Annotated in this window: 25 protein-coding genes; 19 read left to right on the top strand and 6 right to left on the bottom strand. The window is 32.2% G+C overall.

Annotated elements, in window-relative coordinates; all coding sequences use genetic code 11:
• Positions 1 to 351: 351 nt before the first annotated feature.
• Complete coding sequence (locus ACQKN4_RS06715; protein WP_427482949.1) at positions 352 to 672, bottom strand: DUF4183 domain-containing protein; 321 nt, start codon at positions 670 to 672, stop codon at positions 352 to 354.
• A 48-nt stretch (positions 673 to 720) separates the two neighbouring features.
• Positions 721 to 1,140 (bottom strand): DUF4183 domain-containing protein, encoded by a 420-nt coding sequence (locus ACQKN4_RS06710; protein WP_240518178.1) that lies wholly within the window; start codon positions 1,138 to 1,140, stop codon positions 721 to 723.
• A 938-nt stretch (positions 1,141 to 2,078) separates the two neighbouring features.
• Between ACQKN4_RS06710 and ACQKN4_RS06705 the strand changes: the two genes are divergently transcribed.
• From ACQKN4_RS06705 to ACQKN4_RS06670, 8 genes are all read left to right on the top strand, one after another.
• Entirely contained in the window at positions 2,079 to 2,252 is a 174-nt protein-coding gene (locus ACQKN4_RS06705) for a hypothetical protein (protein WP_170938884.1), read from the top strand.
• Positions 2,242 to 3,951 (top strand): methyl-accepting chemotaxis protein, encoded by a 1,710-nt coding sequence (locus ACQKN4_RS06700; RefSeq protein WP_170938885.1) that lies wholly within the window; start codon positions 2,242 to 2,244, stop codon positions 3,949 to 3,951. Before ACQKN4_RS06705 ends, ACQKN4_RS06700 begins: the two co-directional genes overlap by 11 nt.
• A gap of 274 nt (positions 3,952 to 4,225) precedes the next feature.
• Entirely contained in the window at positions 4,226 to 5,305 is a 1,080-nt protein-coding gene (locus ACQKN4_RS06695) for an EAL domain-containing protein (protein WP_427482946.1), read from the top strand.
• Positions 5,306 to 6,273: 968 nt separating this feature from the next.
• A complete protein-coding gene (locus tag ACQKN4_RS06690; protein WP_079559827.1) occupies positions 6,274 to 6,951 on the top strand; it encodes a response regulator transcription factor in 678 nt (225 codons plus the stop codon).
• A 380-nt stretch (positions 6,952 to 7,331) separates the two neighbouring features.
• Positions 7,332 to 8,363, top strand: a complete 1,032-nt coding sequence (locus ACQKN4_RS06685; protein WP_079559829.1) for a siderophore ABC transporter substrate-binding protein — start codon at positions 7,332 to 7,334, stop codon at positions 8,361 to 8,363.
• 18 nt (positions 8,364 to 8,381) lie between these two features.
• Positions 8,382 to 9,398: an ABC transporter permease gene (locus ACQKN4_RS06680; protein ID WP_427482944.1), complete on the top strand. Its 1,017-nt coding sequence runs from the start codon at positions 8,382 to 8,384 to the stop codon at positions 9,396 to 9,398.
• Entirely contained in the window at positions 9,395 to 10,459 is a 1,065-nt protein-coding gene (locus tag ACQKN4_RS06675) for an iron chelate uptake ABC transporter family permease subunit (RefSeq protein ID WP_427482943.1), read from the top strand. Before ACQKN4_RS06680 ends, ACQKN4_RS06675 begins: the two co-directional genes overlap by 4 nt.
• A complete protein-coding gene (locus ACQKN4_RS06670; protein ID WP_079559832.1) occupies positions 10,456 to 11,208 on the top strand; it encodes an ABC transporter ATP-binding protein in 753 nt (250 codons plus the stop codon). The genes ACQKN4_RS06675 and ACQKN4_RS06670 overlap by 4 nt, the downstream gene beginning before the upstream one ends.
• A gap of 91 nt (positions 11,209 to 11,299) precedes the next feature.
• On the opposite strand, the gene ACQKN4_RS06665 is transcribed toward ACQKN4_RS06670, so the two are convergent.
• Positions 11,300 to 11,386 (bottom strand): IS3 family transposase, encoded by an 87-nt coding sequence (locus tag ACQKN4_RS06665; RefSeq protein ID WP_368483747.1) that lies wholly within the window; start codon positions 11,384 to 11,386, stop codon positions 11,300 to 11,302.
• A 154-nt stretch (positions 11,387 to 11,540) separates the two neighbouring features.
• Between ACQKN4_RS06665 and ACQKN4_RS06660 the strand changes: the two genes are divergently transcribed.
• A complete protein-coding gene (locus tag ACQKN4_RS06660) occupies positions 11,541 to 11,903 on the top strand; it encodes a hypothetical protein (RefSeq protein WP_427482941.1) in 363 nt (120 codons plus the stop codon).
• A gap of 207 nt (positions 11,904 to 12,110) precedes the next feature.
• On the opposite strand, the gene ACQKN4_RS06655 is transcribed toward ACQKN4_RS06660, so the two are convergent.
• Both ACQKN4_RS06655 and ACQKN4_RS06650 read right to left on the bottom strand, forming a co-directional pair.
• Positions 12,111 to 12,878 (bottom strand): TerC family protein, encoded by a 768-nt coding sequence (locus ACQKN4_RS06655; protein ID WP_427482940.1) that lies wholly within the window; start codon positions 12,876 to 12,878, stop codon positions 12,111 to 12,113.
• A 564-nt stretch (positions 12,879 to 13,442) separates the two neighbouring features.
• Entirely contained in the window at positions 13,443 to 13,634 is a 192-nt protein-coding gene (locus ACQKN4_RS06650) for a hypothetical protein (protein WP_427482939.1), read from the bottom strand.
• A gap of 176 nt (positions 13,635 to 13,810) precedes the next feature.
• Here ACQKN4_RS06650 and ACQKN4_RS06645 point away from each other — a divergent pair, with 176 nt between their 5' ends.
• From ACQKN4_RS06645 to ACQKN4_RS06635, 3 genes are read left to right on the top strand one after another with little or no spacing between them, the layout of a single operon-like run.
• Positions 13,811 to 14,104: a 3-isopropylmalate dehydrogenase gene (locus ACQKN4_RS06645; protein WP_427482937.1), complete on the top strand. Its 294-nt coding sequence runs from the start codon at positions 13,811 to 13,813 to the stop codon at positions 14,102 to 14,104.
• A 36-nt stretch (positions 14,105 to 14,140) separates the two neighbouring features.
• Positions 14,141 to 14,365 carry a hypothetical protein gene (locus ACQKN4_RS06640; protein ID WP_427482935.1) on the top strand — a complete coding sequence of 75 codons (225 nt, stop codon included), beginning with the start codon at positions 14,141 to 14,143 and terminating at the stop codon, positions 14,363 to 14,365.
• Positions 14,344 to 14,661: a GNAT family N-acetyltransferase gene (locus ACQKN4_RS06635; RefSeq protein ID WP_303048852.1), complete on the top strand. Its 318-nt coding sequence runs from the start codon at positions 14,344 to 14,346 to the stop codon at positions 14,659 to 14,661. The genes ACQKN4_RS06640 and ACQKN4_RS06635 overlap by 22 nt, the downstream gene beginning before the upstream one ends.
• Before the next feature lie 491 nt (positions 14,662 to 15,152).
• On the opposite strand, the gene ACQKN4_RS06630 is transcribed toward ACQKN4_RS06635, so the two are convergent.
• The gene (locus ACQKN4_RS06630) at positions 15,153 to 15,623 is read right to left on the bottom strand and encodes a hypothetical protein (RefSeq protein ID WP_079559835.1); all 471 of its coding nucleotides are present in this window, start codon (positions 15,621 to 15,623) and stop codon (positions 15,153 to 15,155) included.
• Between the two features lie 722 nt (positions 15,624 to 16,345).
• Between ACQKN4_RS06630 and ACQKN4_RS06625 the strand changes: the two genes are divergently transcribed.
• The 7 genes from ACQKN4_RS06625 (at position 16,346) to ACQKN4_RS06595 (ending at position 23,324) form a co-directional block, all read left to right on the top strand.
• Positions 16,346 to 16,882: an RNA polymerase sigma factor gene (locus ACQKN4_RS06625; RefSeq protein ID WP_427482934.1), complete on the top strand. Its 537-nt coding sequence runs from the start codon at positions 16,346 to 16,348 to the stop codon at positions 16,880 to 16,882.
• Entirely contained in the window at positions 16,875 to 18,485 is a 1,611-nt protein-coding gene (locus tag ACQKN4_RS06620; RefSeq protein WP_427482932.1) for a DUF4179 domain-containing protein, read from the top strand. Before ACQKN4_RS06625 ends, ACQKN4_RS06620 begins: the two co-directional genes overlap by 8 nt.
• Positions 18,486 to 19,067: 582 nt before the next feature.
• Complete coding sequence (locus tag ACQKN4_RS06615) at positions 19,068 to 19,394, top strand: hypothetical protein (RefSeq protein WP_427482930.1); 327 nt, start codon at positions 19,068 to 19,070, stop codon at positions 19,392 to 19,394.
• Between the two features lie 345 nt (positions 19,395 to 19,739).
• Positions 19,740 to 20,099, top strand: a complete 360-nt coding sequence (locus ACQKN4_RS06610) for a response regulator (RefSeq protein ID WP_094075061.1) — start codon at positions 19,740 to 19,742, stop codon at positions 20,097 to 20,099.
• A gap of 8 nt (positions 20,100 to 20,107) precedes the next feature.
• Entirely contained in the window at positions 20,108 to 20,737 is a 630-nt protein-coding gene (locus ACQKN4_RS06605; protein WP_139376935.1) for a chemotaxis protein CheC, read from the top strand.
• Positions 20,730 to 21,629 carry a diguanylate cyclase domain-containing protein gene (locus ACQKN4_RS06600; protein ID WP_079559841.1) on the top strand — a complete coding sequence of 300 codons (900 nt, stop codon included), beginning with the start codon at positions 20,730 to 20,732 and terminating at the stop codon, positions 21,627 to 21,629. Before ACQKN4_RS06605 ends, ACQKN4_RS06600 begins: the two co-directional genes overlap by 8 nt.
• A 651-nt stretch (positions 21,630 to 22,280) precedes the next feature.
• A complete protein-coding gene (locus tag ACQKN4_RS06595; RefSeq protein WP_427482927.1) occupies positions 22,281 to 23,324 on the top strand; it encodes a Fic family protein in 1,044 nt (347 codons plus the stop codon).
• Positions 23,325 to 23,913 lie beyond the last annotated feature (589 nt).

Here is a 23,913-nt window from a genome sequence, read left to right as displayed (position 1 = left end):
ATACGATTTTCCATCCAAAAAGGTTTCTTATAAAAGATATTTTAAGGTTATTTTAAGATTACGGGGTTAGGGAAAGTTCAAAAGTTTAATAGTAGTGGAATCTTGATGGATGGGAATTCTAAGGCTGGATGGCAACACATAGAAACAAAATGAATGATATCTCAGTACTTCTACCTTAATTGGATACTGACATTATAAAGGTCAGATAGGTTAAAAGTATAAACTACCTCTAATCGAAGCTTTTGATAGGTAATTAAAAATAAAGGGTCACTTGAAAAAAACGTGACCCTTGTACAAAAAGTAGAAGAAAGGCTAGACATTTTCAATTTGCGATTAGTTAGAAATTAATCATTAAGTTTGTGTAACTATTTCTACAGCTTCTACTACTAATGGAGTTCCGGCTGAGATTGTGCCATTAACACCGTTAAAAGTTAACTCTGTTGCAGAAATTGTATATGATCCACCTTCTTGTAATACACCGTTGATATAGAAATTATAGTAGCCGTGTGTTACTACTGGAAAAGCAGTTGCAGCAGTTCCACTATCATTTAGAAAGGCAGTTGCAAGGATTGTAGTACCATCAGCAACTGTTAAATCTGCTGCTAACACATCAAAAAATCTTGTGGAAGTACCATTAACGTTTACATGAATATTAATAATTGAAAGTGCCATTTTTTCACCTCCTTTCATGGGAAAAAGAATAATTAGCAGCTTCTCATATCACATTTGTTGGAAACCAAATGATTCAATAATGATTGGAGTTCCGGCAAAAATAGTTGCATTAAATGGATTAAGGATTAACGAATTTGGGATTACTTTATAAGCACCGCCTTCTTGCATCACAGCATTGATGTAAAGATTGACATATCCATTGGGATTAAAAAGTTTGAATTCTGTTACTGGATCGCCATTATCATCTGTAAATAAATTAGCAGGAAGAGTGGTTCCGTTTGTTAAATCAATATCTTCTGTAACAATATAGAAATATCTATTTATTGTTGGAATAATAGTTCCTTCAGGGATAACCACTGGCGGAGGTTGAATAGAACATATGTCAACAGCTTTTATACGGGGCAAAAATACTCGGTTATTTTCACAACAACTGTCACAAATCAAATTTTGTGGATCCATTTGTTTCATTATTTGTCACCTCCATTTCCTAATATGTTGGTAACCCCGTAAGTTATAGGCGTTTGTTACTTATTAATTAATAAAGCTAATTCACAAATATTTTATGAATTAATGTTGGAAGGTGATTGGTAATATGTCTATTAAAGAGAAATAAATAATTTTTTTTTAAATGAAAAGATGGGATTTTTTAAATACCTAAAATCAAATGAAAGCTATGAAAATGGAATTTTGAAGAATACGGGGAGATAGATTTTTACCTTGTTACTGACCAATCTGAGTTTAGAGCTAAGGGGAAAAAGTTGGTGATGGTTTTGAAAAATCTCACCTTAAGTTGAAATGTTATATGAATTGATAATTGGAAAAGTATAAATAATATATAGGGTAATTAAGTGGCATCGTACACTAAGACACATGGGGAAATATTTTATCTCAAAGTGGCTTCCATCAAACCCTACTGCTATCCTGGCTATTGTAGCGCTGTACAGGCTACACTAAGTTGGACAGATAAAATAAGGGGTTGTAAACTTTTATGCCAAACAAACCAAGTAAAAATTCAAAAAGGTTCCTTTGATACCGTTCGGTACTGAAGTGATCCCTAGAAGTTAGACGCGGTTATTTCATTTGGCAGCGGTTTGGGCATGAGTTCGATACTCGTGAAAATAACATGCGCATCTGTAGTAGTTTTTTAGATATATATAGCTCAATATCCAGAAGAAGCTATACAAAGAATAGGTGATTAACAACTGTTGAAATATGAAATTTAATATAAATAGTTTTATTAAAGTTGGTTATTAATATAATACTTAATTGTGATTTTGATGTGCTTAAAGAGAAAAAGAAGTGATTATATATAGTAAATTTACTTGAAATATATTATTATAGGTAATTTTTTTGTAGATTTGTGTAAAGATGTGTCATATGATAACTTGATAAAAAGGAGGAATATTATGAAAAAACTGAAAAGTAAGAATTTAACATTAATAGCCATTACTTCTATAGGTACTTCGTTTGCGATGACATCACCAATTTCTGTAAGTGCTACACAAAACACCGGCGAAAAAATCTATGCAATGCAAACGAAATATGAATTCAAAAAGGAGAGTATTAACCTTGCTTCGTAATCTATCCATTTTTAATAAACTAGTTCTTTTAATGTCTATAGCAATTTTAACGGTTGCTCTTATCCAAGTAAGTGGATATATTACTATGAAAAAATTGGAGAATAATACAGAGAATATTTTTATAAATCGTCTAGAACCAGGTATTGTTTTGTCGGATTATAGACTTAATAATCGGATTATTGTATCAGATATGTATCGTTCTTTACTTTTTACTGATGAAACAACTATTACTCAAATTAAAAATGAAGTAACTGATGCGTTTCAAGATAATGAAAAGAATCTTAAAATACTTGAGGCAGCCAATATGCAATCGGATGAGGATAAAATAATAAGTGAATTGATTCTGCTATATCCAAACTTTAAAGAAAGCATGGAGCAAGTCTTTCAGTTAAGTCTTGCTAATAAGAATGAGGAAGCAATAAACCTCTTTAATTCAAGTGCCGAGCCTGTACTTGACGAAATTATGTCAAAAGGTTTAGAGCTGACAGAATTGAATAAAAAAAATGCAAGTATATTGAATATGGAAAGTAAGGCCGAGGCAAGTGAAGGGGTCACGAACTCTCTAATTATATCCATTGTATTAGGAATTTCGTTTGTGGCAATCGGTTTTATCGGTGTACGAAAATATCTAATTTCTCCAATTGAAAAATTAAAATATGCTGTTCAACGAGCAGAGGCTGGAGAATTAAATTTTAGTGTAGACTATGATTCAAAGGACGAGCTAGGCGTCTTAACGTCTACTTTCAGCCACATGATTGCTCAATTACGGGATCTAATTGGTCAGGTGCAACAATCGTCCGAACAGATGGCAGCATTTTCGGTTGAGCTTTCGGCAAGTGCGGAACAAACGAGTGAGGCAAGTGAACATATTGCATCTGTTACGTTAGAGGTAGCAAGCGGCTCAGATGACCAGGTTAGAACGATTATAGAAACATCGGATGGTGTAGATCATATGGTAGAAAATGTCCGAACAATAGCTAAAAATTCTACTAACGTATCAGAGGCAGCTACACAAGCAAAACAACTTTCTGTAGATGGAGATGATATTATTCAAACTGCAGTTCTACAAATGAACTCGATTCAGACATCTATTGGTAGTTTAAGTGATGTTATTAGTGGTCTAGGTGAGCGTTCAGCTGAAATTGGAGATATTGTTGAAGTTATTACAAGTATTGCAGCACAAACCAATCTACTGGCATTAAATGCAGCGATAGAAGCAGCAAGAGCAGGCGAACATGGGAAAGGCTTTGCGGTCGTTTCGGAAGAAGTGCGAAAATTGGCAGAAGAATCATCGGAATCGGCACTGAGAATTTCTGAGCTTATTATAAGAATTCAAGGAGAAACGAAAAAAGCGGTAGACTCCATGCAGTTCACTACGAATGAAGTGAGAACGGGTATTAATAATGTGAACAGCGCAGGTGAATCATTTGAGAAAATTCTACATGCCATCAACGAGGTATCAGTTCAAATTCATGAAGTGTCTAGTTCTGTAGAGCAGATGGTTGCGGGTGCAGGTCAAATGTCCAAATCCATGGAACAAATGAATGGAATCGCCCAAAGCACCGCAGAAGGGACACAAAATATTTCAGCGGCTACGGAAGAACAATTAGCCTCTATGCAGGAAATTACTGCATCTACTTCGGCACTTTCTAAAATGGCGGAAGACTTACAAGAAAAAACGAATATGTTTAAAGTATAAGGATGCCGAATTATAATCACTAAGGATAACAATCGGCTAATATTTGTTTAAAAAGTAAACTCGTTTGCACAACTTGTCTTAAAATCAGCAGAAGAATGATTGAGATGACTTTTAGAGCTGGTGTATTTTATATTTTAAAACATTAATTGATATTACAGGTAAACTTCACATTAAATTCATGCTAACTACAGATTAGCTTTATAAAATATTTAAAAAAGAAACTAATTTTTTGATAGAAAATGGAGGAGTAAACCGCCCTATTGGAGGAATTAGGATGGAGACTGGGATAACAAAATTTGAATCAAATCGAAAGTCTGTGTTAAAAAGTATTGAAGATAAAAAATCTTTCGCCTTAGTATATATTACTATTTCAAGTTGGCATAATTTGAATACTTCTAAATGTATAGATGTGGTTAAGAAGAAATTAGCTATGTATCAAACAGAAGTTGAATGTTATAGAGTATTTGATAAGGAATATATATTAGTCTGTAATGTTCAGTCGCAAGCTCATTTGATTATTCAAGATTTATCAAATATTGAATATTTGAAGATACATTATCTATCTGTTCAAGATAGAAAACTTCCAGCGTTAAATTACGTTAGACAAGTCTATTTGCAAAACACGAATAGTAATGCGATAAAAGAGTACATTTCACATAAAGGTTTATTAATGGATGAGTTTGAAATCGTTTTTCAACCGATATTACACAATAATAGACAAGTATCCTTTGAAGCGCTAAGTAGATGGAAATGTGAAGAACTCGGTCCAATGTCACCAGGTATATTTATGCCGATTTTAGATATAGAGAATTTGGTAGAATTAACCAAAAATATTATTAATAAAGCTGTGGATTTGTTGAAAAGGTATAATGATATAGTTTATGTCTCTATTAATCTAACAGCTTCATTAATAAAAGATATATCTTGGCTAATCGAGCATCTTAATGAAATTAATTTTAATAACAATAGCCGAATTGCTTTTGAAATAACCGAGGAAACCCTAATGGGGATAGAAGTAAGAGAAAATTTAAAAATTATTCGTGATCGTGGTCATATTATATTTATTGATGATTTCGGCTCAGGGAATCTGAATTTTCAATATATCTCTTTGTTCCCCCTTGATGGGGTGAAGCTCGATAGGTTGTTTATTAGTGGGCAATCAAATAAAAAGGTAATTGAAATGCTAACAAAGTTTATCAAAGCTTTAAATCTAAAGGTTATCATAGAAGGTGTAGAAAGTGTTGAGCAGTTTAATTCCTTATCAGAAGCCGAATATGATTCTATACAAGGTTTTTACATATCTAAACCACTAACTATGAATGATTTGTCAATATTTATGAATGAGATTAGATAAACTATTACTATCTATTATTTAGTTTAAGTATAGGAATTACATCTGATTTTATAATAAAAAGAAAGTAAATACACGGGTCAATAGTTCTGAAGTAATTCTTTAGGAAAAATTATCTAAATATTCAGATATATGTAATTTTCCTTCCTGTAATTTATTTAATATATTGTTGTCAAAAAGAATTGTGAGAGTTATCTTAGGAAGATTATTAAAATGTTTGAAAAATGCATGTTAAAAATAGATATACATTAATCAAGAACACGATGTTAGATGCAAACTAGAGCCATATCAAAACAAGGTATGGCTTTTTGATATTTTTTGAGAGGTTGAGTCTGACATAGAAAGAAGAAAAGGTAGTGACACTGCAATGATAAGGACAATAAAACAACGTAAATCCAATGGAGGGCTGTGAATTCAATCCCCATACGATTCCCCCTCAATATGCGATCTGATTCTATAGAATATGAAGGGAAAAAAGTTGGTGATGAATTAGAAATATTTCGACCTAGGTGAAAGGCAGTATGGATTGATAATTGAAAAAGAATTAATAGAATAAAAGCGGTGGAATATGAAAATCGTTATTCTAGTGATTTTACTTATCGATAAAGGCGAAAGCAGACCACTTGGTACATACAGATTAAACCACCAGTTATACAGGTGATTCTGGTTTTTATTGACAATGATAATCATTATCGATATTGTGAAAGTAGACTAGAATCCAAATGTCCACCTATTCGGATTCTAGCGGTTATTTGATCAATTTATACTAGCATGAAGATGCTTAATACACAAATGAGTGTGGTGTCGCAACGTATAACCATATCCAATGCATTTTATACATATTCGTTGTAAATTATCCCAAATTTATCCTTATGAGTTGTTATAATAGTTTTTAGAAATTTAAGATTTATAAATCCGATATTCTTTTTTGTGATAAATAATTTTATGAATGAAGCAGAGGTGAACTATAGGTGAAGCAGGTGTTGGTAATTAAGAATGAACGGTCATTAGCAAAGAAGATCGTAAGCGGTCTAAAGCAAGAGGGCTATTTCATTTTAACACTTCACAATGAAAAAAAAGGTTTAAATATAGTATATGAGCAAGATTGGGATATTATCGTATTGGATTGGGATTCGTTAAGTATATCTGGACCGGAAATTTGCAGACAAATACGGGCTGTTAAAACGACCCCAATAATCATAGTGACTAACAATGTGTCCAGCAAGGACTGCATAGCAGGATTACAAGCAGGAGCAGATGATTATATAAGAAAACCATTTGTGAAAGAAGAATTAGTAGCAAGGATAGAAGTTGTTTTAAGAAGAGGGGACTGTATCCAGCCAATCGAGAATGACTACTTTAGATTTAAAGATCTCTTCGTTGATGCATCCCGCAATATTATGACAAAAGGTGGCGAAAATCTTCCGCTTACTAAGCGCGAATATGACTTACTTGTATTTTTAATCAAGAATAAAAATACAATATTGAGCCGTGAAATGCTTTTGAATCAGGTTTGGGGATATGACGTGGCAGTAAATCCAAATGTAGTGGATTTATATATTGGGTATTTAAGAAAAAAGCTAAAGTGCGAGAAGAAAAACAGATATATTCAAACAATTCATGGCAGGGGCTATTCAATGATTGAATAGTCTACAGTTTGTCCCAGTAATTAATATTAAACATAATCGAAAAAAACGAGTAAAAACAGTTTCAACTAGTTTGCTCGTTTTTTTGTTCTATTAAATCAGATAACCAAGCAGTTTCTGGAAGATATTGAAGAAAAGGAAACTATAAAAAGATTACTTCAGGTATTACTTTTTTGTATCCAATACTTAATGTGAAAAATTAACTTTATTTATTATCTTACATTTTTCACAAGATTTTCACAGAATTAAAGACTATACTGATTCACAGAACGGTTAATTGAAAATGATTATCAATAGCAATTGAGATGGCTAGCAATTACTATCCAATTCAATCTATAGACTTCATCGTTTTCGAAATAAATTACATAATAAGGAGTATGAGTATGAAGAAATCTATGTTTTTAAAATTTGTTGGTATTATCGCAGTTTTGACATTGATGTTAGTAGCTTGTTCAGATTCAAGTAATAAATCTAATCAAGAGTCAAAGTCTAATGAAGATAATGGAAGTAAAGAGGTTGCTAAACCTGCGACAGTAGAAATCACTGATGCCCATGGAACTGTTACTGTTCCTGTAAACCCAAAGAATGTAGTCGCTTTGGATAATAGAACTTTTGAAACTTTAGCTGATTGGAAAATTGAACTAGCAGCTGTTCCAAAGGATGTAATGCCTGCGGATTCACCATACGTAAGTGATGAATCAGTTCAAAATATTGGAAATCACCGTGAACCAAATCTTGAGATTATAGCGGCTGCAAACCCTGAACTTGTAATCGTCGGTCAAAGATTTGCAGACTATTACGAAGAGATCAAAAAATTAGTACCAAATGCAGTTGTTATTGATCTTAATGTAGATGTTTCTGAGGAAGCTGCTACACCTGGGGAAAACTTAGTAAATGGACTTAAAAATTCTACAATTGCTTTAGGGCAAATTTTTGATAAAAATGAAGAAGCTAAACAAGTGGTAGCTGATTTTGATAAAGTTATTGAAAATGCTAAATCTGCTTATAATGGAACAGATAAAGTGATGAGTGTTATCGTTGGTGGTGGGGATATTGGTTTTGCTGCTCCTCATTCTGGACGTGTTTGGGGACCGATGTATGAAATTTTCGGTTGGGCACCAGCATTAGAGGTTGCCGATTCTAGTTCAGATCATAAAGGTGATGAAGTTTCTGTTGAAGCTATTGCACAAAGTAATCCTGATTGGCTTTTCGTATTAGATCGTGATGCTGCAATATCTGGTGAAAAAGATGCAGTTCCTGCTCAGGATGTTATTGCTAACGCACCTGCTCTTCAAAAAACAACTGCTGTTTCTAAAAAACATATTATTTATGCACCAGCAGATACTTACACAAATGAATCAATTCAGACGTATATAGAGTTGTTTGAAAACCTTGCAAATACTTTAGCTAAGTAGTGTAAAGGAGTATAAAAAGTGCTGAAAAATGTAACTTCTAGGGTTGAGATAAATTCTCAACCCCAGTTTTATAACTACAATAAAATATGGACAAGACCTTTTATATTAGCGATTATAGTTGTTATTATTTTAGGTATTATATCACTGTTTACTGGAGTTTATGATATACGTGGACAAGAGGATGGAATGGAGATGTTTTTCATAACTCGTGTTCCGAGAACAGTTGCATTAATGCTTACTGGAGCTGCAATGTCAATGGCAGGACTCGTAATGCAACTGATTACACAGAATCGTTTTGTTGAACCTACAACAACAGGGACTATTGAATGGTCAGGTTTAGGGCTGCTTTTTGTTTATTTATTATTTCCTGCCCCGACTTTAGTTCTAAGAATGACTGGTGCAATCATTTTTTCTTTTATAGGAACTATGATTTTCTTTTTATTTTTAAAAAGAGTTAAACTTCGTTCGTCTTTAATTGTCCCGATTATTGGATTGATGCTTGGAGCAGTCATTTCTGCAGTGTCCACTTTTTTTGGGCTCCTTTTTCAAATGACACAAAGTATTGAAACTTGGTTTGTAGGTTCTTTTGCGCCTGTTCAGGTGGGAAGATATGAATATTTATGGCTAATTGTTATCGTTACTTTGTTTATTTTTATTTATGCGAATAGATTGACTTTAGCTGGACTAGGAGAAGATGTCGCAACAAGCCTTGGCGTTAATTACAATAGGATTGTTCTTGTGGGGACTGCCCTTATTTCTCTTGCAGTTGGAATTGTTGCAGCTGTTATTGGAAACTTACCTTTCTTAGGTCTAATTGTCCCAAACATTGTTTCAATGTATAGAGGCGATGATCTTAGGAGTAATTTACCTTGGGTATGTTTGATAGGAATGGGGACTGTAACTGCCTGTGACATCATTTCTCGAACAATAATAATGCCTTTTGAAGTACCTGTTTCTTTAATACTTGGAACAGTGGGGTCAGTCGTGTTTATTACTATTTTATTGAGACAAAGAAAGCCAAGGAGGCACCGATGAACACATTGGAATATAGAAATAAAGAAAATGTTGAAATCGATTCTGGCCTTCATAATGAAAATAGATCAGCTAGGGCTTTTCGTTCTAAGAAGGAAGAAAGACGTTATTGGATTTTGCTAATAACATTGATTGCTTTGGGGGTCCTTTCTTCATATGGACTTTTAGTTTATAACAATCCAGTTCCAGTAGACTCACCTTCTTTTATCCCAGTTGTTATGAGAAGGATAGTAGCTCTTGTTGCAATGATTATTGCTGCAGTTTGTCAGAGCTTGTCAACGGTTGCTTTCCAAACGATTACGAATAATAGGATTATAACTCCTTCACTTTTAGGTTTCGAAGCACTTTACTCAACCATTCATACTAGTACAATATTTTTCTTTGGTGCTAGTGCATTGATAAATTTTACTGGGATTGGATCATTTTTATTTCAAGTTGTTATTATGGTCTTGATGAGTTTGATACTTTATGGGTGGCTCCTTTCTGGTAAATACGGGAATTTACAACTTATGCTTTTAGTTGGAATTATTATTGGCACTGGGCTAAATTCTGTGTCAACTTTCATGAGAAGACTACTTGCGCCTTCTGAATTTGATATTTTACAGGCAAGATTGTTTGGTTCTGTTAATAATGCGGATTCAGCATATTTTCCTATCGTAATTCCTATGGTAATAATTGTAGCACTATTACTTCTTGCTCATTCTAAAAATCTAAATATATTGTCACTAGGAAAGGATGTTTCTACTTCATTTGGAGTTAAATATCAATCTAGTGTAATTTATACGCTTGTATTAGTTGCTATTTTGATGTCAATTTCAACAGCTCTGATTGGGCCACTTACTTTCTATGGCTTTTTAGTAGCAACTTTGAGCTATCAGGCGGCATCAACTTATGATCATAGATATATTTTTCCAATGGCTCTTGCTATAGGATTTTTGATATTAACGAGTGCATACTTTTTGATGTATCACGTATTCCATGCTCAAGGTGTAGTTTCAGTTATTATTGAATTATTTGGTGGAATAATATTTTTAACTGTAGTTTTAAGGAAGAGGGCTTTATGATAAAAATTGATAATGTTAAAAAGTTCTATACTGATGAGGTAAAAATAGGACCTTTGGATATTGAAATACCAAAAGCGGGTGTTACTTCTTTAATTGGACCAAATGGCGCTGGAAAGTCTACAACACTTTTGATGATTGGAAGACTTTTGGATATGGAGGAAGGTCAAATTCAGGTGGCAAATATGGATATTGCTGAATCCAAATCAAAAGACTTAGCAAAAATTTTAACTATATTGCGTCAAGAAAATCATTTTGTAACTAGGCTTACTATTAGACAACTAGTTGGATTTGGACGATTTCCTTATTCAAAGGGAAGATTAACGAAAGAAGATGAGGAAATTATTTCTAAATATATTGATTTTTTAGATTTGACTAATTTAGAAGATAGATATTTAGACGAGCTTTCAGGTGGTCAAAGACAAAGGGCATATGTGGCAATGGTTTTATGTCAAGAGACTGAATATGTACTTTTGGACGAGCCTCTGAACAATCTTGACGTTGCTCGTTCTGTTCAAATGATGGAGCATTTGAGACGTGCGGCGAATGAATTTGGAAGAACAATTCTGACTGTTATGCATGATATCAATTTTGCTGCCAAATATTCTGATAGAATTTGTGCTATGAAAGATGGACAAATTGCCGCTTTTGGGACTGTAGAAGAGGTTATGGACTCAGAAATTTTGACAGATATTTTCGAAACAAAAATAGAAATTATCGAAGGTCCTTATGGGCCACTGGCTGTTTATTAGTGACAAAATTTTAAAAAAAGAAGCAGCTTAAAAAATGAGTATGCCAAAAACTAATAGAGAATTAAACTGTAGCTTGCATAGTTCATAACTGCTACTCTAGTTGAAGTTGCTGTCTGTATTTTACAGGCGGCAGCTTTTTTATATGCCATTGCCTACGAGAAAGATTGAAGTATGTCATAACGAGAAATTTAGTGAATTAAATATACTCTGATGTTTTTCAAGGAGTAATATAGAAAAAGGGTTACAAAACCAAAGTAAATAATTAGAAAAAACAAAACTAATAATTGAGGAGAGAGTGAAAAGGAATCTGCTTATGCAGTTTTTATTAGAGGATGGATTTATTAAATTATATTGAAAGTACTCGACCGTATAGTGCCATCATCATTTTTACTTGTTGCGAGAAAATGGCTATGATTTTGGTGACCCTTATTTATAATCTTTCTTTATTTAGCAAAAGACATAGTGTCTTATTTTGTATTGGACAAATAAATGTTTATTTTACAGAATCTCCAGACGATACATTTTGGCGAATATATGCCAATTATGCAGCGATGAATATCGTCTCTATGATTGTGTGGACGAAAAAATATGATGAACAATCTTTTGATGATGCATTGGAAAGAATCCATCTCATTTTAGCAAATCATGATTATTTTAATTTGGTTCAACCATTACGGTATAAGTCCATATCTTGAACTAGATGAGTTGCTGTAATAACGGAATCTTTCGTTTCATGTGGTTGAGCACCTTGCCAAAATTTATTTTGTAAACGTATAAACTGAGAGCACAATCTAATCTATAATTGCACTCTTTTATTGGAATAAAAAATATGCTCAAACTACAAAATGCAAATACATTAACTCCCGTTAACTGCTCAAGAAACGAGGTTTAATTTATAACTTTTACCCATTTGATTTTGACTTATTCCTAGGTGCAAACCACCCGATTAGGGCAATACCTACTAATACGCCATAGAAAATCATAGTCCAGGCAGTACCGTGAGGGAAGTGAGGATCTAAAATACCTATATCCTCATGGGCGAGCGTTATTATAGCTAGTTTGACACCAACCCATGCAACTATTGCATATGCTGTTATTTCTAATGCTGGACGTTTTTCAAGTAGTTGCACAAACCAAGTTGCTGCGAATTTGATTAGGACTAGTCCAGCAATCCCTCCAAGAACAACAACAATAAATTGCGCTCCATCCATACCTCCAAAATTACCTAAGGGAGAATCGGGAAGACCGAGAGCTAAAGCAACTGCAGCTAGTATTGAATCGATTGCAAAAGCAAGGTCTGCTAATGCAATCTTCCCAACAGTTGGACCAAAACCTTTACCAGCGGCTTCCTTTTCATCGTCCTTGTGAATATTCTTATTATCTTTCCCAAACAGTGCCTTAATGACATGTTTTAATCCTAGATAAAGAAGATAGGCTGCTCCTATTGCTTGAATCTGCCAGACATTCGCAATAAAGGATATCGCAAAAAGTGCAGTAATTCTGAAAACTATAGCCAAAATGATTCCGTAATTTATTGCTCTTTTTTTCTGTTCTTCGGGTAAATGCTTGGCAATAACTGCAAGTACAAGAGCATTGTCTGCCGATAATAATCCTTCTAACCCAATTAGAATTAGCAATGCCCAGGCATACTCTAACCATATTGACTCCATTTAAATAATCCCCAACCTTTTAAATATAATGACAGGTATAGTCTCGATAATTATAGAATTTCCTAATTAGCAACTAAGTATACTTAGAGAACATTGAAAAGAAAACAAAAAAGTGTGTTTAGATTATAAAGAGAATTAAAAATTGGAGGGATATCTGGACTGATCCAAAGATAACGGTTGCCTTATTAAAAAGATGGCAAATAAACGGAGGACTTTATAGAATTTCAATTTCCAACAGAAAAGAAAATTTTGTTTTAGAAGTTGAATTTATTAGTTCAGCAGGTAATGTCCAATACTTAGGGAATGTTCTAATTTAGCGATTAAGACATACTCATACTTTATCTTCAGATTTAAATCGAGTATTACACAATAATAGAAAGATTGAAAGGCTTAGGAGTTATTCCTAAGCCTTTTTGAAGGTTTTCAATGATGAAAATTATAAATATAACATTGGCGACCTCATTAATACCCGAAGTCATCATCACCCGATTCATGGCGAAGATAATAAGAATGATTCGACAACAGCTCTGTCTGGTAATATGTCTCTCCGATATTGTCGGTAGATTAGACACCCATTTTTCTACGGGTATTGCTTGTTTTTTTCGTTTGCTGACTTTTCATTTTTTTTGTTGAAAGGTCGGCATGCTTTTTTCCTTTATTAGCAGTGGAACTGTTCTTTTTGTTTTCAAGCTGCTTTTTCACTGCCTCTTGCAGGCTGAATTTTTTTGGTACTTCAGATTGATTATTCTCGGTCATAGGAAATGCTCCTTTTTGAATATGATAGTTAGTCCAGTATAATCTATTTTTTATTATTTGTGAAACTTTCCACTTTAACTTACAACAAGTGAAGACATTTTTTTACTAACAGAGCAAAATAGTTCAAGAAGGTCTTCGGTTTTAATGGTAAAATATGTTTATTTAGGAGGGGTTAAATGGATAGTATTTTCTTAATACTTATGGGCTTTTTTATTGTTAGTGCAAATATTATTGGATTTATATCCTATAAGAAAAAGAAAAATCTATATTTTGCTGCTTTTACAATATTATTACTAGCGGTTTTCTTTGGTACAATAGGAAGTTTATTAGCGCTATTTATTATCCGAGATGCTTTTGCAATATTTTATGGCATGCAACTAGGATACTTTTTAATAATGAATAGTATGATTGTTTTTATTATTGCAATTTCAGTAACTTTAGTAAAAAAATATAGTGGCCGAAAAATGTGATTTACGAATCTTCAACTAACTAATAAAGGGGAAATTATGAAGATTGAAAAAGGGACGAAATATAATACAGTCGAAATTGAATCTTTATATAATGATTTAAATGATTATCTTGATTCCCATATAAATTACCCTGGATGGAAAAAAGGAGTATATCCTGTAAAAGAAACTGCGATGAATGGCGTACAGGAAGGGAATTTATATGTGATTAGAGATGCTAAACAGATTGTTGGTACTGTCATATTACGACAGAACAAGGATTAGGTTATTCTAAAGCTAATTGGAATATTGATTTAGATTATAAAGATATATTAGTTATATATACTTTTGCTGTACATCCTACTTATCTCAAAAAGGGAATTGGGAAAAGACTAATGGATTTTATTATTCAGTATAGTAAAGAAATGAATATTAAAGCTATTCGTTTGGATGTATATGAAAAAAATAAACCTGCTATAAAACTTTATCGAAAATATGGGTTTGAGTACATTGATACAATAGATTTAGGATATAGTGAATATGGTTTAGATAATTTCGAACTTTATCAGAAGATTTTATAAGTTCTAGTTTTAAAAGGCAGTTAGTCTATAAAGATTGACTGCTTTTTTGTTGTCTAGAAGGTAGTGTAGAGCTATTTCTTTCAGTATGTAAGATAGGTTGAGTTGTGAATCAAATCATCTAAACAAACGGAGTGCGTTAGGCAGCTCGTTTTTTCTTATTGAAAAAACGAGGCAGTACTTTTTATCAATTTCTAAAATTGATTAAGTAGCCTTCTTTATGGTCGTTGTGACGGTTGGACGTTTCAACTAAAGACTTGAATATTTATTACCTCGAATTCATTCTAGCAGGAACTAATATGCTACAAGTAAAATAAGCTGTGCTTCAGTAATTTATATGCTAGTGCGAATGATTGATGCAATTGCTATATATGATTAATAGGTGACCAGTACAAACGTTAATCGTAATAATAAAGTGACGCTAGAAAATGTTCAAAGAATTTTATAAAAATGAAAAAACCGTATAAACTAAAAGTTAATACGGTTTTTAGTGTTTATTGATTTTTTTTATCAAAGAATAAATTTAAATCTGTTTTGTCAGTATCTTCAGCTAAAGCTGCGTGGATATACTGGTTTAATTCTTGTATTTTTGCTTTTTCAAAAAATGGCACACTTATATAATATGGTGTCCCTGATTTTTCTATGCTTAATATTGTTTGAATTCCACTTCCGGCAATTCCGATACCAATAATTAACCAAAATAAACCACCGATAAGGCTTCCATCCATAGATGAAAATCCAAGTGAAATAATAAATAGACCAATTATTATTGCTTTAAGATTATATTTTGAGGATAACATTGATCCCGAAATATTCTTTAGAGGTATATTTTGTTCATCTTTTCCTGCTGGAATAAATCCTAGAATTGTGTTTGATAAATTGGTTTTTACAAATCTGTTATCAATTTCTACGGCTCCTTTCACCCAAAAAAATAATAGACTTGTTGAAAAAATAATTTTTTTCATGTTAAAGCTCCTTCTTTATTATATAAAATATAGAAATACTATTATATTTTCTCTCAATTTTATATTTATGTAAATAGTTTTAGTGAAAATTTACTATATTTTTTTGTTCAGGGAGATAAATATAGTGCTCTTAGTTGTGGTTTTGTTTGTGGTAGATTGATTCTTAAGGCTGTTTAGTATAGATTGTTGCCCTTTCCAAAGTACTGATTATGGTGAATGCAATGCATTTTCAGAATGGTTTTCAATGAAAAAAAGTTATGAAATAACTTACAACCATATCTTATATATAGTATAACTCGTATTGATTAATTCGGTGCCAATAGATTATGTATGTTTTGCCGAATATATTATCAATGATGAAATGATACTTATTGGGATTTGAAAAATAGACTTGAACCTATATCGGGTGCGAAAAACAACTACAATTTAAAACCTTTGACAATCATAAATCTTAAAAAACTATGTTAAACTACCAATTAAAATCTGTATTTGAGACACACATTAAACACTTTTTAGGCTGCTTGATTCCCATATATAATGGGCGTTAAGTAGCCTAATTTTTCTTGTACCGTTTCTCATGTTGATTTGAAATTTAGTTCGATAAGAATTTTTTGTGAATTTCTGGGCATTTAACGAAATTGAATAAAAGTTTTTTTGAAAAAATGAACTATTTATAATGCTAAATTGTTACTTGTGTAGAAATCGGAAAAGGAGGTGGGATTGTGGAACAAATTAGCGATGAGAGGGTATTGTTTCAAACATATTATAAAGACGTTTTCAGAGCTTGCTATTACATGCTTCAAAATAAATACGATGCAGAGGATCTTTGTCAGGATGTATTTGCAAAAGCTTTGAGTGAAGATTTTCAAGCTATACAAAATCAAAAATCTTGGTTGCTTAGTATTGCTATGAATATGTCTCGAAATTATTTAAAGAAAAAGAAAAGACTGCTATTAAAAGAAAATTTTGATTTCCTATCATTTATACGAGTTGACAATACCCAAAATATTGAGCGAACAATACAGCTCAATGAAAATAAAAGTGAGTTAGTCGATTTAATGAACAATCTGCCTGTTCGCATACGGAAGGTAATGGTATTGAAATATGTGCATTATTGTAAAGATAGAGAAATCGCTGAAATTCTAAAAATCCCTGAGGGGACGGTTAAATCGAGACTTTATAAAGGTAAAAAATTAATGAAAAAGTTTATCCAAGTAGATGAAAATTTGTTACTCGAATGGAGGGATCATCATGAGTAATATGGACGATTTAATAAAAGAAAAAGTGAAGTACGATGAAGTAGAATATCCTAATGAGAATGAAATGTGGAGTAAAATCATCCGTAAACAACGAAATCATAATTATAAAATTAAAAAACATAGCTATAAACCCAAAATTATATTAACTGCCATTATGTTTACAATTGTTTTATCAGCCACACCTGTATTTGCTAAATATACAACAGAAATCTTGGACTGGATGCGAAATATGAATAGAACAGGCGTTATTACTTCTTTAGAAAATGGCTTTGGACAGGAAATCAATAAAACTGTAGAAAACGAAGCTGGTGTATTAAATATTCATAATGTAATTTCAGATCAAAATGGGACTACTATTAACTTTAGCTTAGACATTGATCACGATTATCCAATAGATTATGGAGACTTCGAACAAGCATTACTCAAAATAAATGACGAAAAAGAAATACAGATGGAAACAAGTGCAGTATATAATCAGGAATCGGATAAATTAGTAGGGATCCTACATACAAATGAGGAAATCCCACATAACAGCCATGTTACACTTCAACTTGGTGGTGTAAAGGAGATACAGCTGAAAAGTGTAGAGTTAAAAAATGTAGTTCAATCGAACGCGTTCCCTGAAAAGATTACTATTAATCAAGATGGAGTATCACAAATAGAATTTACTTCAAATGGATATCAAAACGGGCAATATACATTGGATTATCTTATCGACCTGGAAGAGTCCAATAACATAGAAGACGCATATGTATCTTATAAAATTCAAAATGAAACCATTGCGAGTTTTGGTGTCACTCATAAACGTCCTCAAGCAAATGTCATTAAAAGAAGTGATTCACTAGAGATACAAAAAGAAGCGGTAGAAAAATTAGGGATATTTTTAAGTTATACTGATACAGTAAGTTATAAACCAGAAACGTGGAACCTGGATTTTAAATACAATCAAGATCTTGCTAAAAAGTCTACTTTTGTTATGGATATAGACGAAAAAGTTGAGGTAGGCTCACAGCAACTTCAATTTAACGAGCTTGTGATTACACCGAGTAATGTGAAGCTTTATTTTGATGAAAAATATACAGATTCTAACTCTAATATAGCTCATTTCAATTATCGTCAGATTAAATTACGAATTGGTGAACAAGAATTGTCAGGAAATTATTTTGATGATTATCTTTCCTTTGAAACACAGGAGCTAATAAAAGATATTACGAATAAAGAAATTTCACTTACTTTAAATGATGCGAAGGTTTCTTATGAAGCTGAAAAGCAAGACAAAGTAGAGCTAACAAATATTTCTGATGTGCCAAAGACTATAAAAACAGAATTAAACGGGTATCCAATTGATATTACCTACTATACAAAAGGTAATGATTTAATTGTTGAATCAGAAAGTAAGAACGAGCAATTTGGTGGTATCACACAAAATGTTATTTATCAGAATGGCAAAAGAATCTTTGCTGAAACTCGTTCTAATGATGGGGTGTTAAGAACACATAACCAAGTAGAAACATTTAAAAATATAAAGGAAAAAGATATTACATTAAACTTCTTCCTTTATACTGTCAATGAAGATCGAGCTAAAACTATTGTTTTACATTAACTCGTTTTAACTTCTTTCAGTACGTGTTTGAAAGTGAAACGGCAGTTACAAGTGTTTTCGTAGCGACAGTACACGACTGATTGATGTTTTATGGCAGTTTAGTGAAACTGTTTGTACGACATCCAAAGGTAACGCTACTTTAAGGCACTTGATAATAAAAGGATGATTCAATAGAGTATAGAAAAAGCGTGTTTTGAATAATTCAAAACACGCTTTTCTTTTCCTTATATAGCATTAAATTCACTCCTCTCAGTTGCTGCCATTACTATTCATTGAAAAAGTAATAATAATATATTATAAAGGAGCAATAAAAAGATAGGAACTTAGATCTAATGAAAATTGAAATTAGTGATATTACACAAATGCGATATGAAGAATTTCTTCAGTTTAAGATGTTAGGAAACCCTAATTATGTATTTGATATTATCTTTCCGGACACGATGAGTTTGCACATGGAAACGATTCAAATTTGGATGGAGAAAATTGATGCATTTCCAATATACTTTTGTATTCAAATTATAAATATTCATACGAATGATTTTGAATTAATTTGTAATGAAAACAGTTTAGATTTTGAATATATTGGAAAATTCGAAGGTTGCTATTCTTGAAATTTTAAATAGTGAATCATTTTCTGTTATTTTCCCTTTTATAAAATTAACAGGTAGTATGGAAGATTTAGTTTTTTGGTCTTCTAGGAGGGACTGCTTTTCAGTTGATAAAAAGAGACGTCCAAGAGGATTGTTTGATCTTGTAAATATAAACTTCGATGTTGAAACGACTGTCTTTAGTCTAATTCAAGCTGGTACTTTGTTAGAAGTTTATTCTAACAGTTCTTTTTTTAATTCATATGAAGATATTGTTAACTCGCTACCAGATTTCTCAATACCAATAAAATCAGAAGAATAATAAATAAAAAATACACCTATTGAATGATGCTATTCATCTAAACGTGAGTAATAAATTATTTAAGAATAATATTTTTCTCAATGTGGAACCTTATTAGGGTTAAATTATTCTGCACCATTTACTCGAATTTTTGAATCTGTGCTCTAGGACATCGCTTTTTTAACTCAACGATGAACTCGAATGTATCCTTTAGTGAAATCTTGATACCTTTAAGAATAGTTAGCAAAAAACTTTTTATAGATATTTCACCAACATTTAGAGAACTAGTTAAATATTTTTCAAATAAAGAATAATTGTGATATTATTTTAAGAAACATGATTTTAATAGCGGAGGATAAATTTTTTATGAAAGTACTTGTAGTAGATGATTCCGTGTTTTCTCAAAAAACAACAATACAAACATTAAAATCTATTTACCCTGATGCTGTTTATGAAACAGCAAATGACGGTGTTGAAGGTATTGAAGTATTTGCAACTTTTCTACCTGACCTTGTATTTATGGATTTATTAATGCCTAAGATGAGTGGACAAGAGGCAATTAGACAATTATTAGAGAAATATCCAACGGCTAAAATTATCGTGCTTTCAGCTGACGTACAATTGGCGGTTCGTGACGAGGTTTTATCTGCTGGAGCGTTAGCATTTATTAATAAACCGATAAATGTTGCGAAACTGAAGGAGATAGAATTATTGATAGAAGGGTGATTTAGTTGTTGACAACAACACAAGAGGATATATTGAAAGAGCTGTATAATGTATTTGTCGGTGAGGCAGCTAACTTATTATCAGAAATTCTTCAAAAAAGGATTTTTTTGTCAGTACCAGAGATAACTTTACTAGGGTTACAAGAATTAAAGTCTGGCAATCAAGAAGAGCTGACTCCTGTAATAAATGGTACAGTACTATCTACCTCTTTAAAGTTTGGTAATGTCTTTTCTGGTAGAGCAGATTTTATTTTTCCGGCAGAGCAAATTAAATATTTGACTGCGCTTTGCTTAGGGGAAGAATATACAGAAGAGATTGAAGAGCTTTCATTTAATGATGAGGATTTTGATGTTGTAAAGGAAATAGGCAATATCATTCTAAATTCTATTATGGGTGGTATGGGAAGCCTGCTGAAGATGAAACTAGAGTACGATGTGCCACAGGTAATTTTACATAATGAAGGAGAGTTTTATAAAACACTGACTAGCTCCGGGGATAGCAATGTATTATTACTTTATGTAAGTTTTGATGTAGATGATTCAAAGGTTCTAGGCATCATTTTAATTAAGTTTTCATTAGAATCAATCGAATTTTTAATTCAAAAAGTGGACGAGATTAGTAGGGATTTGGATGAATGATTTATATGTGGCAATCGTCAATCAGCTAGATAATGGCATTATTTTATTGGATGAGCAATTGAACATTCAATTATGGAATAAATGGTTAGTCAAGTACACAGGTAGAAGTGAAGAAGAGGTTAAAGGTTTACCGATCACAACAGTTGTTCCACGTTTTGATAAAAAGATTTATGCCTATATGTTTGAAAAGGCTTTGTCGGATAAACAAAAAAGCTTTTGCTCAGCAGCGATGCATCAATATTTTGTGGAAAATAAGTGTGAAAAGATGAAGCCACCTCGTCAAAATATTTTAATTCAACATATACAAATAGAACATACATCGTATTTAATGATAGAACTTTATGATGTATCTAATCACTATAAGCGCATTCAAAACTTAAATAAGTATTTAAAAAGTTCGATTGATTTTTCCAAAAATCTGGAGCACTTTGTTTATTATGATAGTTTAACGAATTTACCGAATCGTAAATTTATGTTAGATCGTTTAGAGCGTTTAATCGAAGAAGAGGATCAGGTATTTTCGCTATTTTTCATAGATTTGAATGGCTTTAAAGCAGTAAATGACCAGTTTGGACATCTACAGGGAGATTTATTACTGCAAATGTTTGCGGAACGGTGCAAGCAATTTACTCAAAAGCAGGAAGTTTGGGCACGTCTTGGCGGAGATGAATTTGTGTTATTAGTTGAACATATCACTACGGCAAATGAAGTTGAACCGTATACAGAAAAAGTACACGAGTTATTACGGGAGCCGTTTAGCATCGAGGAACAGCAAATTGTGATTTCAGCAAGTATCGGCTGTGCGCGTTTTCCACAAGATGGGGCTACAGCGAAGCAATTATTGAGTGTAGCAGATAATCAAATGTATCTTCAAAAAGCAAAAAAAGCATAAATAAATAGATTGTCGAGCTTCATCAAGGTACAATTTTGGCATAATGCGGCACTCTTGGTTTTGATACGTATCAAAACCAAGAGTGCTTTTTGTTTTGATTAAGATCGATGTTACATATTTAAAAGGTGATATTGTTTTATGATTACAGAAAGTTTCAATGAATTAATAACAAGCGGATTCCATGTCTAATTAAGATATGATATCCGCTTGTCTCTTTCATTATAATGCTAAAAAAGGACGAACAAAATGCTAGTACACATAAATAAAGGTTCTGCTAGCAATTGATTTACACAGCAAAAGGACACAAAATAGTTATCTAATTAATAAACGTAATAAAAATGTCGGAAAATAACACAGAAATGTCACAAAAATAATAAAGATATCAGTACATTTAAAAGATAATATTCCGATATTTAATAATATCTAACGTCTATATTCATGATACATCCATTATTTAGAATAAAAAAGTAATTTCAAAATCCAGAGTAACTTTATACAAAAATTTGAATAATAAATTAATCCTCTTTTTTAAAAAAGTAAAAGCTCTATTAAACCAAATGTTATTTGAATAGTAATACTAGAATAACATTAGGAACTCCCGAAAATATTATTGTAATAGAGCAATTGAGAAATAGTGGCAGGAGGAACAAAATGAGAAATTTTTTCGAAGATCAGTACATAAATATTGATCAGCAACTAATAACCTTAGTCAGTGAAATTAGTGAATATAAAGGTATGTTGACCGCTTATAAAGAGCAAAGACCTGATATATTCACTAGCCTTGAAAAAGCTATACCCCTACAGTACATAAAAAACTATATTTCAGTTTATGAGGACATAAAAGTTTCAAATAAGCGATTAAAAGAAATTATTTTAGATGATATGATACCCCAATCAATTTCGGAAGATGCGATTTTTTGTTATTATGAAACTATGACTCTTGTACATAAACAATCTCGTACTTTTTCTATAAGTCCAGATACTATACAAGAATTGCATTTTCAATTAATTCATTATAATACCTCTGACAGCGCGAAATGGCGCCAAAAGCCATTTTCTATTCCAGGAATTCCTGAAAAAGGGATGCACACGATTTGTTATCGTCCTCTTCCACCTGAAAATGTTCCACAGGCTATAGAACAATTATGCAACCAGTACAATTTATTAAACCGCAAAAAAGAGATGCCTACACTTATATTGATCGCTCGTTTTATATTCAATTTTTATTGCATAATCCCTTTTAGTCAAGGTAATGGTAGATTAACATTAATGTTCTTGCAATTACTATTAGTAAAAAGCGGACATACATTTGTAAAATACGTTTGTTTAGATGAATATATAAAGAAAAGAGAATCTGAATACTATGAAGCTATATTTAAATCATCGGTTAATTGGTACTGTAATGGACACAATATGAACTTTTGGTTAAAAGAGTTCTTGATGATTATTTTAGAGGCTTATAAAGATTTACATAGCAGAGTACTGGATTCTATATGTAAACATACTAAGGTAGAACGAATTCAGAATTTCATTCATAATCAACAACAACCTTTTACAAAAGATTGCATTCGGAGCATTTATCCAGATATAGCCGAAAGTACAATTAGTAAAGCTTTAACTGATTTACAATTATTAGGCGAAATTAAGCTTATCTCAAAAGGAAGAAATGCGCGCTGGATGACAGTTCAATCTTAGTCTATACCTTTTTAGGTAGGCTAATAAGTTTTTACAAAACTAAATAAAAATCTAATTAAAGAACCGATTGCCAATCTTCAATAAGCAATTGGTTCTTTACATTTCAATCTAGAAACATGAAAAATCTCAAAAGTGCCTTGTAACTACAAAGTCAATGATACCCCTCAATAATGAAAATTAAGTAGGTACCATCTCACAGCTAATATCTATTACCAGAAGAGTCTTATTGGGAATCAATATATGTAAACTTCAACTTATTTCAGCGGGTATCCAAACACCCGCTAAAATATAGGAACTCAGTCTAAGAAAACCACGCTATGGCATTACCGAAATGACCGACAACCTGCTGGCCCATGCCTAAGTACAAAGCCGATTCCAGACATAATTAAGCCAAGGAATAATTAATAGAATTATTCCAATTCACATAATTCATCCATTATTAACAAAAATATGTCATTATTTAGTCGTCAGACGACTGAACTTCGTTATATTGTGACACATTCAGATGAATATTGTTAATATTAATCCATTTTCAGACTCGGAATTACAGTGAAATAACCTATTTTAGCGTGAAATAGGTTAATTCCGT

Origin of the sequence: Lysinibacillus sp. NPDC093692 (genome assembly GCF_050280125.1) — a bacterium.
GTDB lineage: Bacteria > Bacillota > Bacilli > Bacillales_A > Planococcaceae > Lysinibacillus.
Note: the sequence above shows the minus strand (reverse complement) of the source record. Positions and strands in the feature narration are given on the sequence as shown.

Bases quoted from the DNA above. Each gene is read 5' to 3' on its own strand.
- ACQKN4_RS06715 (WP_427482949.1), bottom strand. From the start codon at position 672: ATGGCACTTTCAATTATTAATATTCATGTAAACGTTAATGGTACTTCC.
- ACQKN4_RS06710 (WP_240518178.1), bottom strand. From the start codon at position 1,140: ATGAAACAAATGGATCCACAAAATTTGATTTGTGACAGTTGTTGTGAA.
- ACQKN4_RS06705 (WP_170938884.1), top strand. From the start codon at position 2,079: ATGAAAAAACTGAAAAGTAAGAATTTAACATTAATAGCCATTACTTCT.
- ACQKN4_RS06695 (WP_427482946.1), top strand. From the start codon at position 4,226: ATGGAGACTGGGATAACAAAATTTGAATCAAATCGAAAGTCTGTGTTA.
- ACQKN4_RS06685 (WP_079559829.1), top strand. From the start codon at position 7,332: ATGAAGAAATCTATGTTTTTAAAATTTGTTGGTATTATCGCAGTTTTG.
- ACQKN4_RS06675 (WP_427482943.1), top strand. From the start codon at position 9,395: ATGAACACATTGGAATATAGAAATAAAGAAAATGTTGAAATCGATTCT.
- ACQKN4_RS06670 (WP_079559832.1), top strand. From the start codon at position 10,456: ATGATAAAAATTGATAATGTTAAAAAGTTCTATACTGATGAGGTAAAA.
- ACQKN4_RS06665 (WP_368483747.1), bottom strand. From the start codon at position 11,386: ATGACATACTTCAATCTTTCTCGTAGGCAATGGCATATAAAAAAGCTG.
- ACQKN4_RS06660 (WP_427482941.1), top strand. From the start codon at position 11,541: ATGGATTTATTAAATTATATTGAAAGTACTCGACCGTATAGTGCCATC.
- ACQKN4_RS06655 (WP_427482940.1), bottom strand. From the start codon at position 12,878: ATGGAGTCAATATGGTTAGAGTATGCCTGGGCATTGCTAATTCTAATT.
- ACQKN4_RS06650 (WP_427482939.1), bottom strand. From the start codon at position 13,634: ATGACCGAGAATAATCAATCTGAAGTACCAAAAAAATTCAGCCTGCAA.
- ACQKN4_RS06645 (WP_427482937.1), top strand. From the start codon at position 13,811: ATGGATAGTATTTTCTTAATACTTATGGGCTTTTTTATTGTTAGTGCA.
- ACQKN4_RS06640 (WP_427482935.1), top strand. From the start codon at position 14,141: ATGAAGATTGAAAAAGGGACGAAATATAATACAGTCGAAATTGAATCT.
- ACQKN4_RS06630 (WP_079559835.1), bottom strand. From the start codon at position 15,623: ATGAAAAAAATTATTTTTTCAACAAGTCTATTATTTTTTTGGGTGAAA.
- ACQKN4_RS06620 (WP_427482932.1), top strand. From the start codon at position 16,875: ATGAGTAATATGGACGATTTAATAAAAGAAAAAGTGAAGTACGATGAA.
- ACQKN4_RS06610 (WP_094075061.1), top strand. From the start codon at position 19,740: ATGAAAGTACTTGTAGTAGATGATTCCGTGTTTTCTCAAAAAACAACA.
- ACQKN4_RS06600 (WP_079559841.1), top strand. From the start codon at position 20,730: ATGAATGATTTATATGTGGCAATCGTCAATCAGCTAGATAATGGCATT.
- ACQKN4_RS06595 (WP_427482927.1), top strand. From the start codon at position 22,281: ATGAGAAATTTTTTCGAAGATCAGTACATAAATATTGATCAGCAACTA.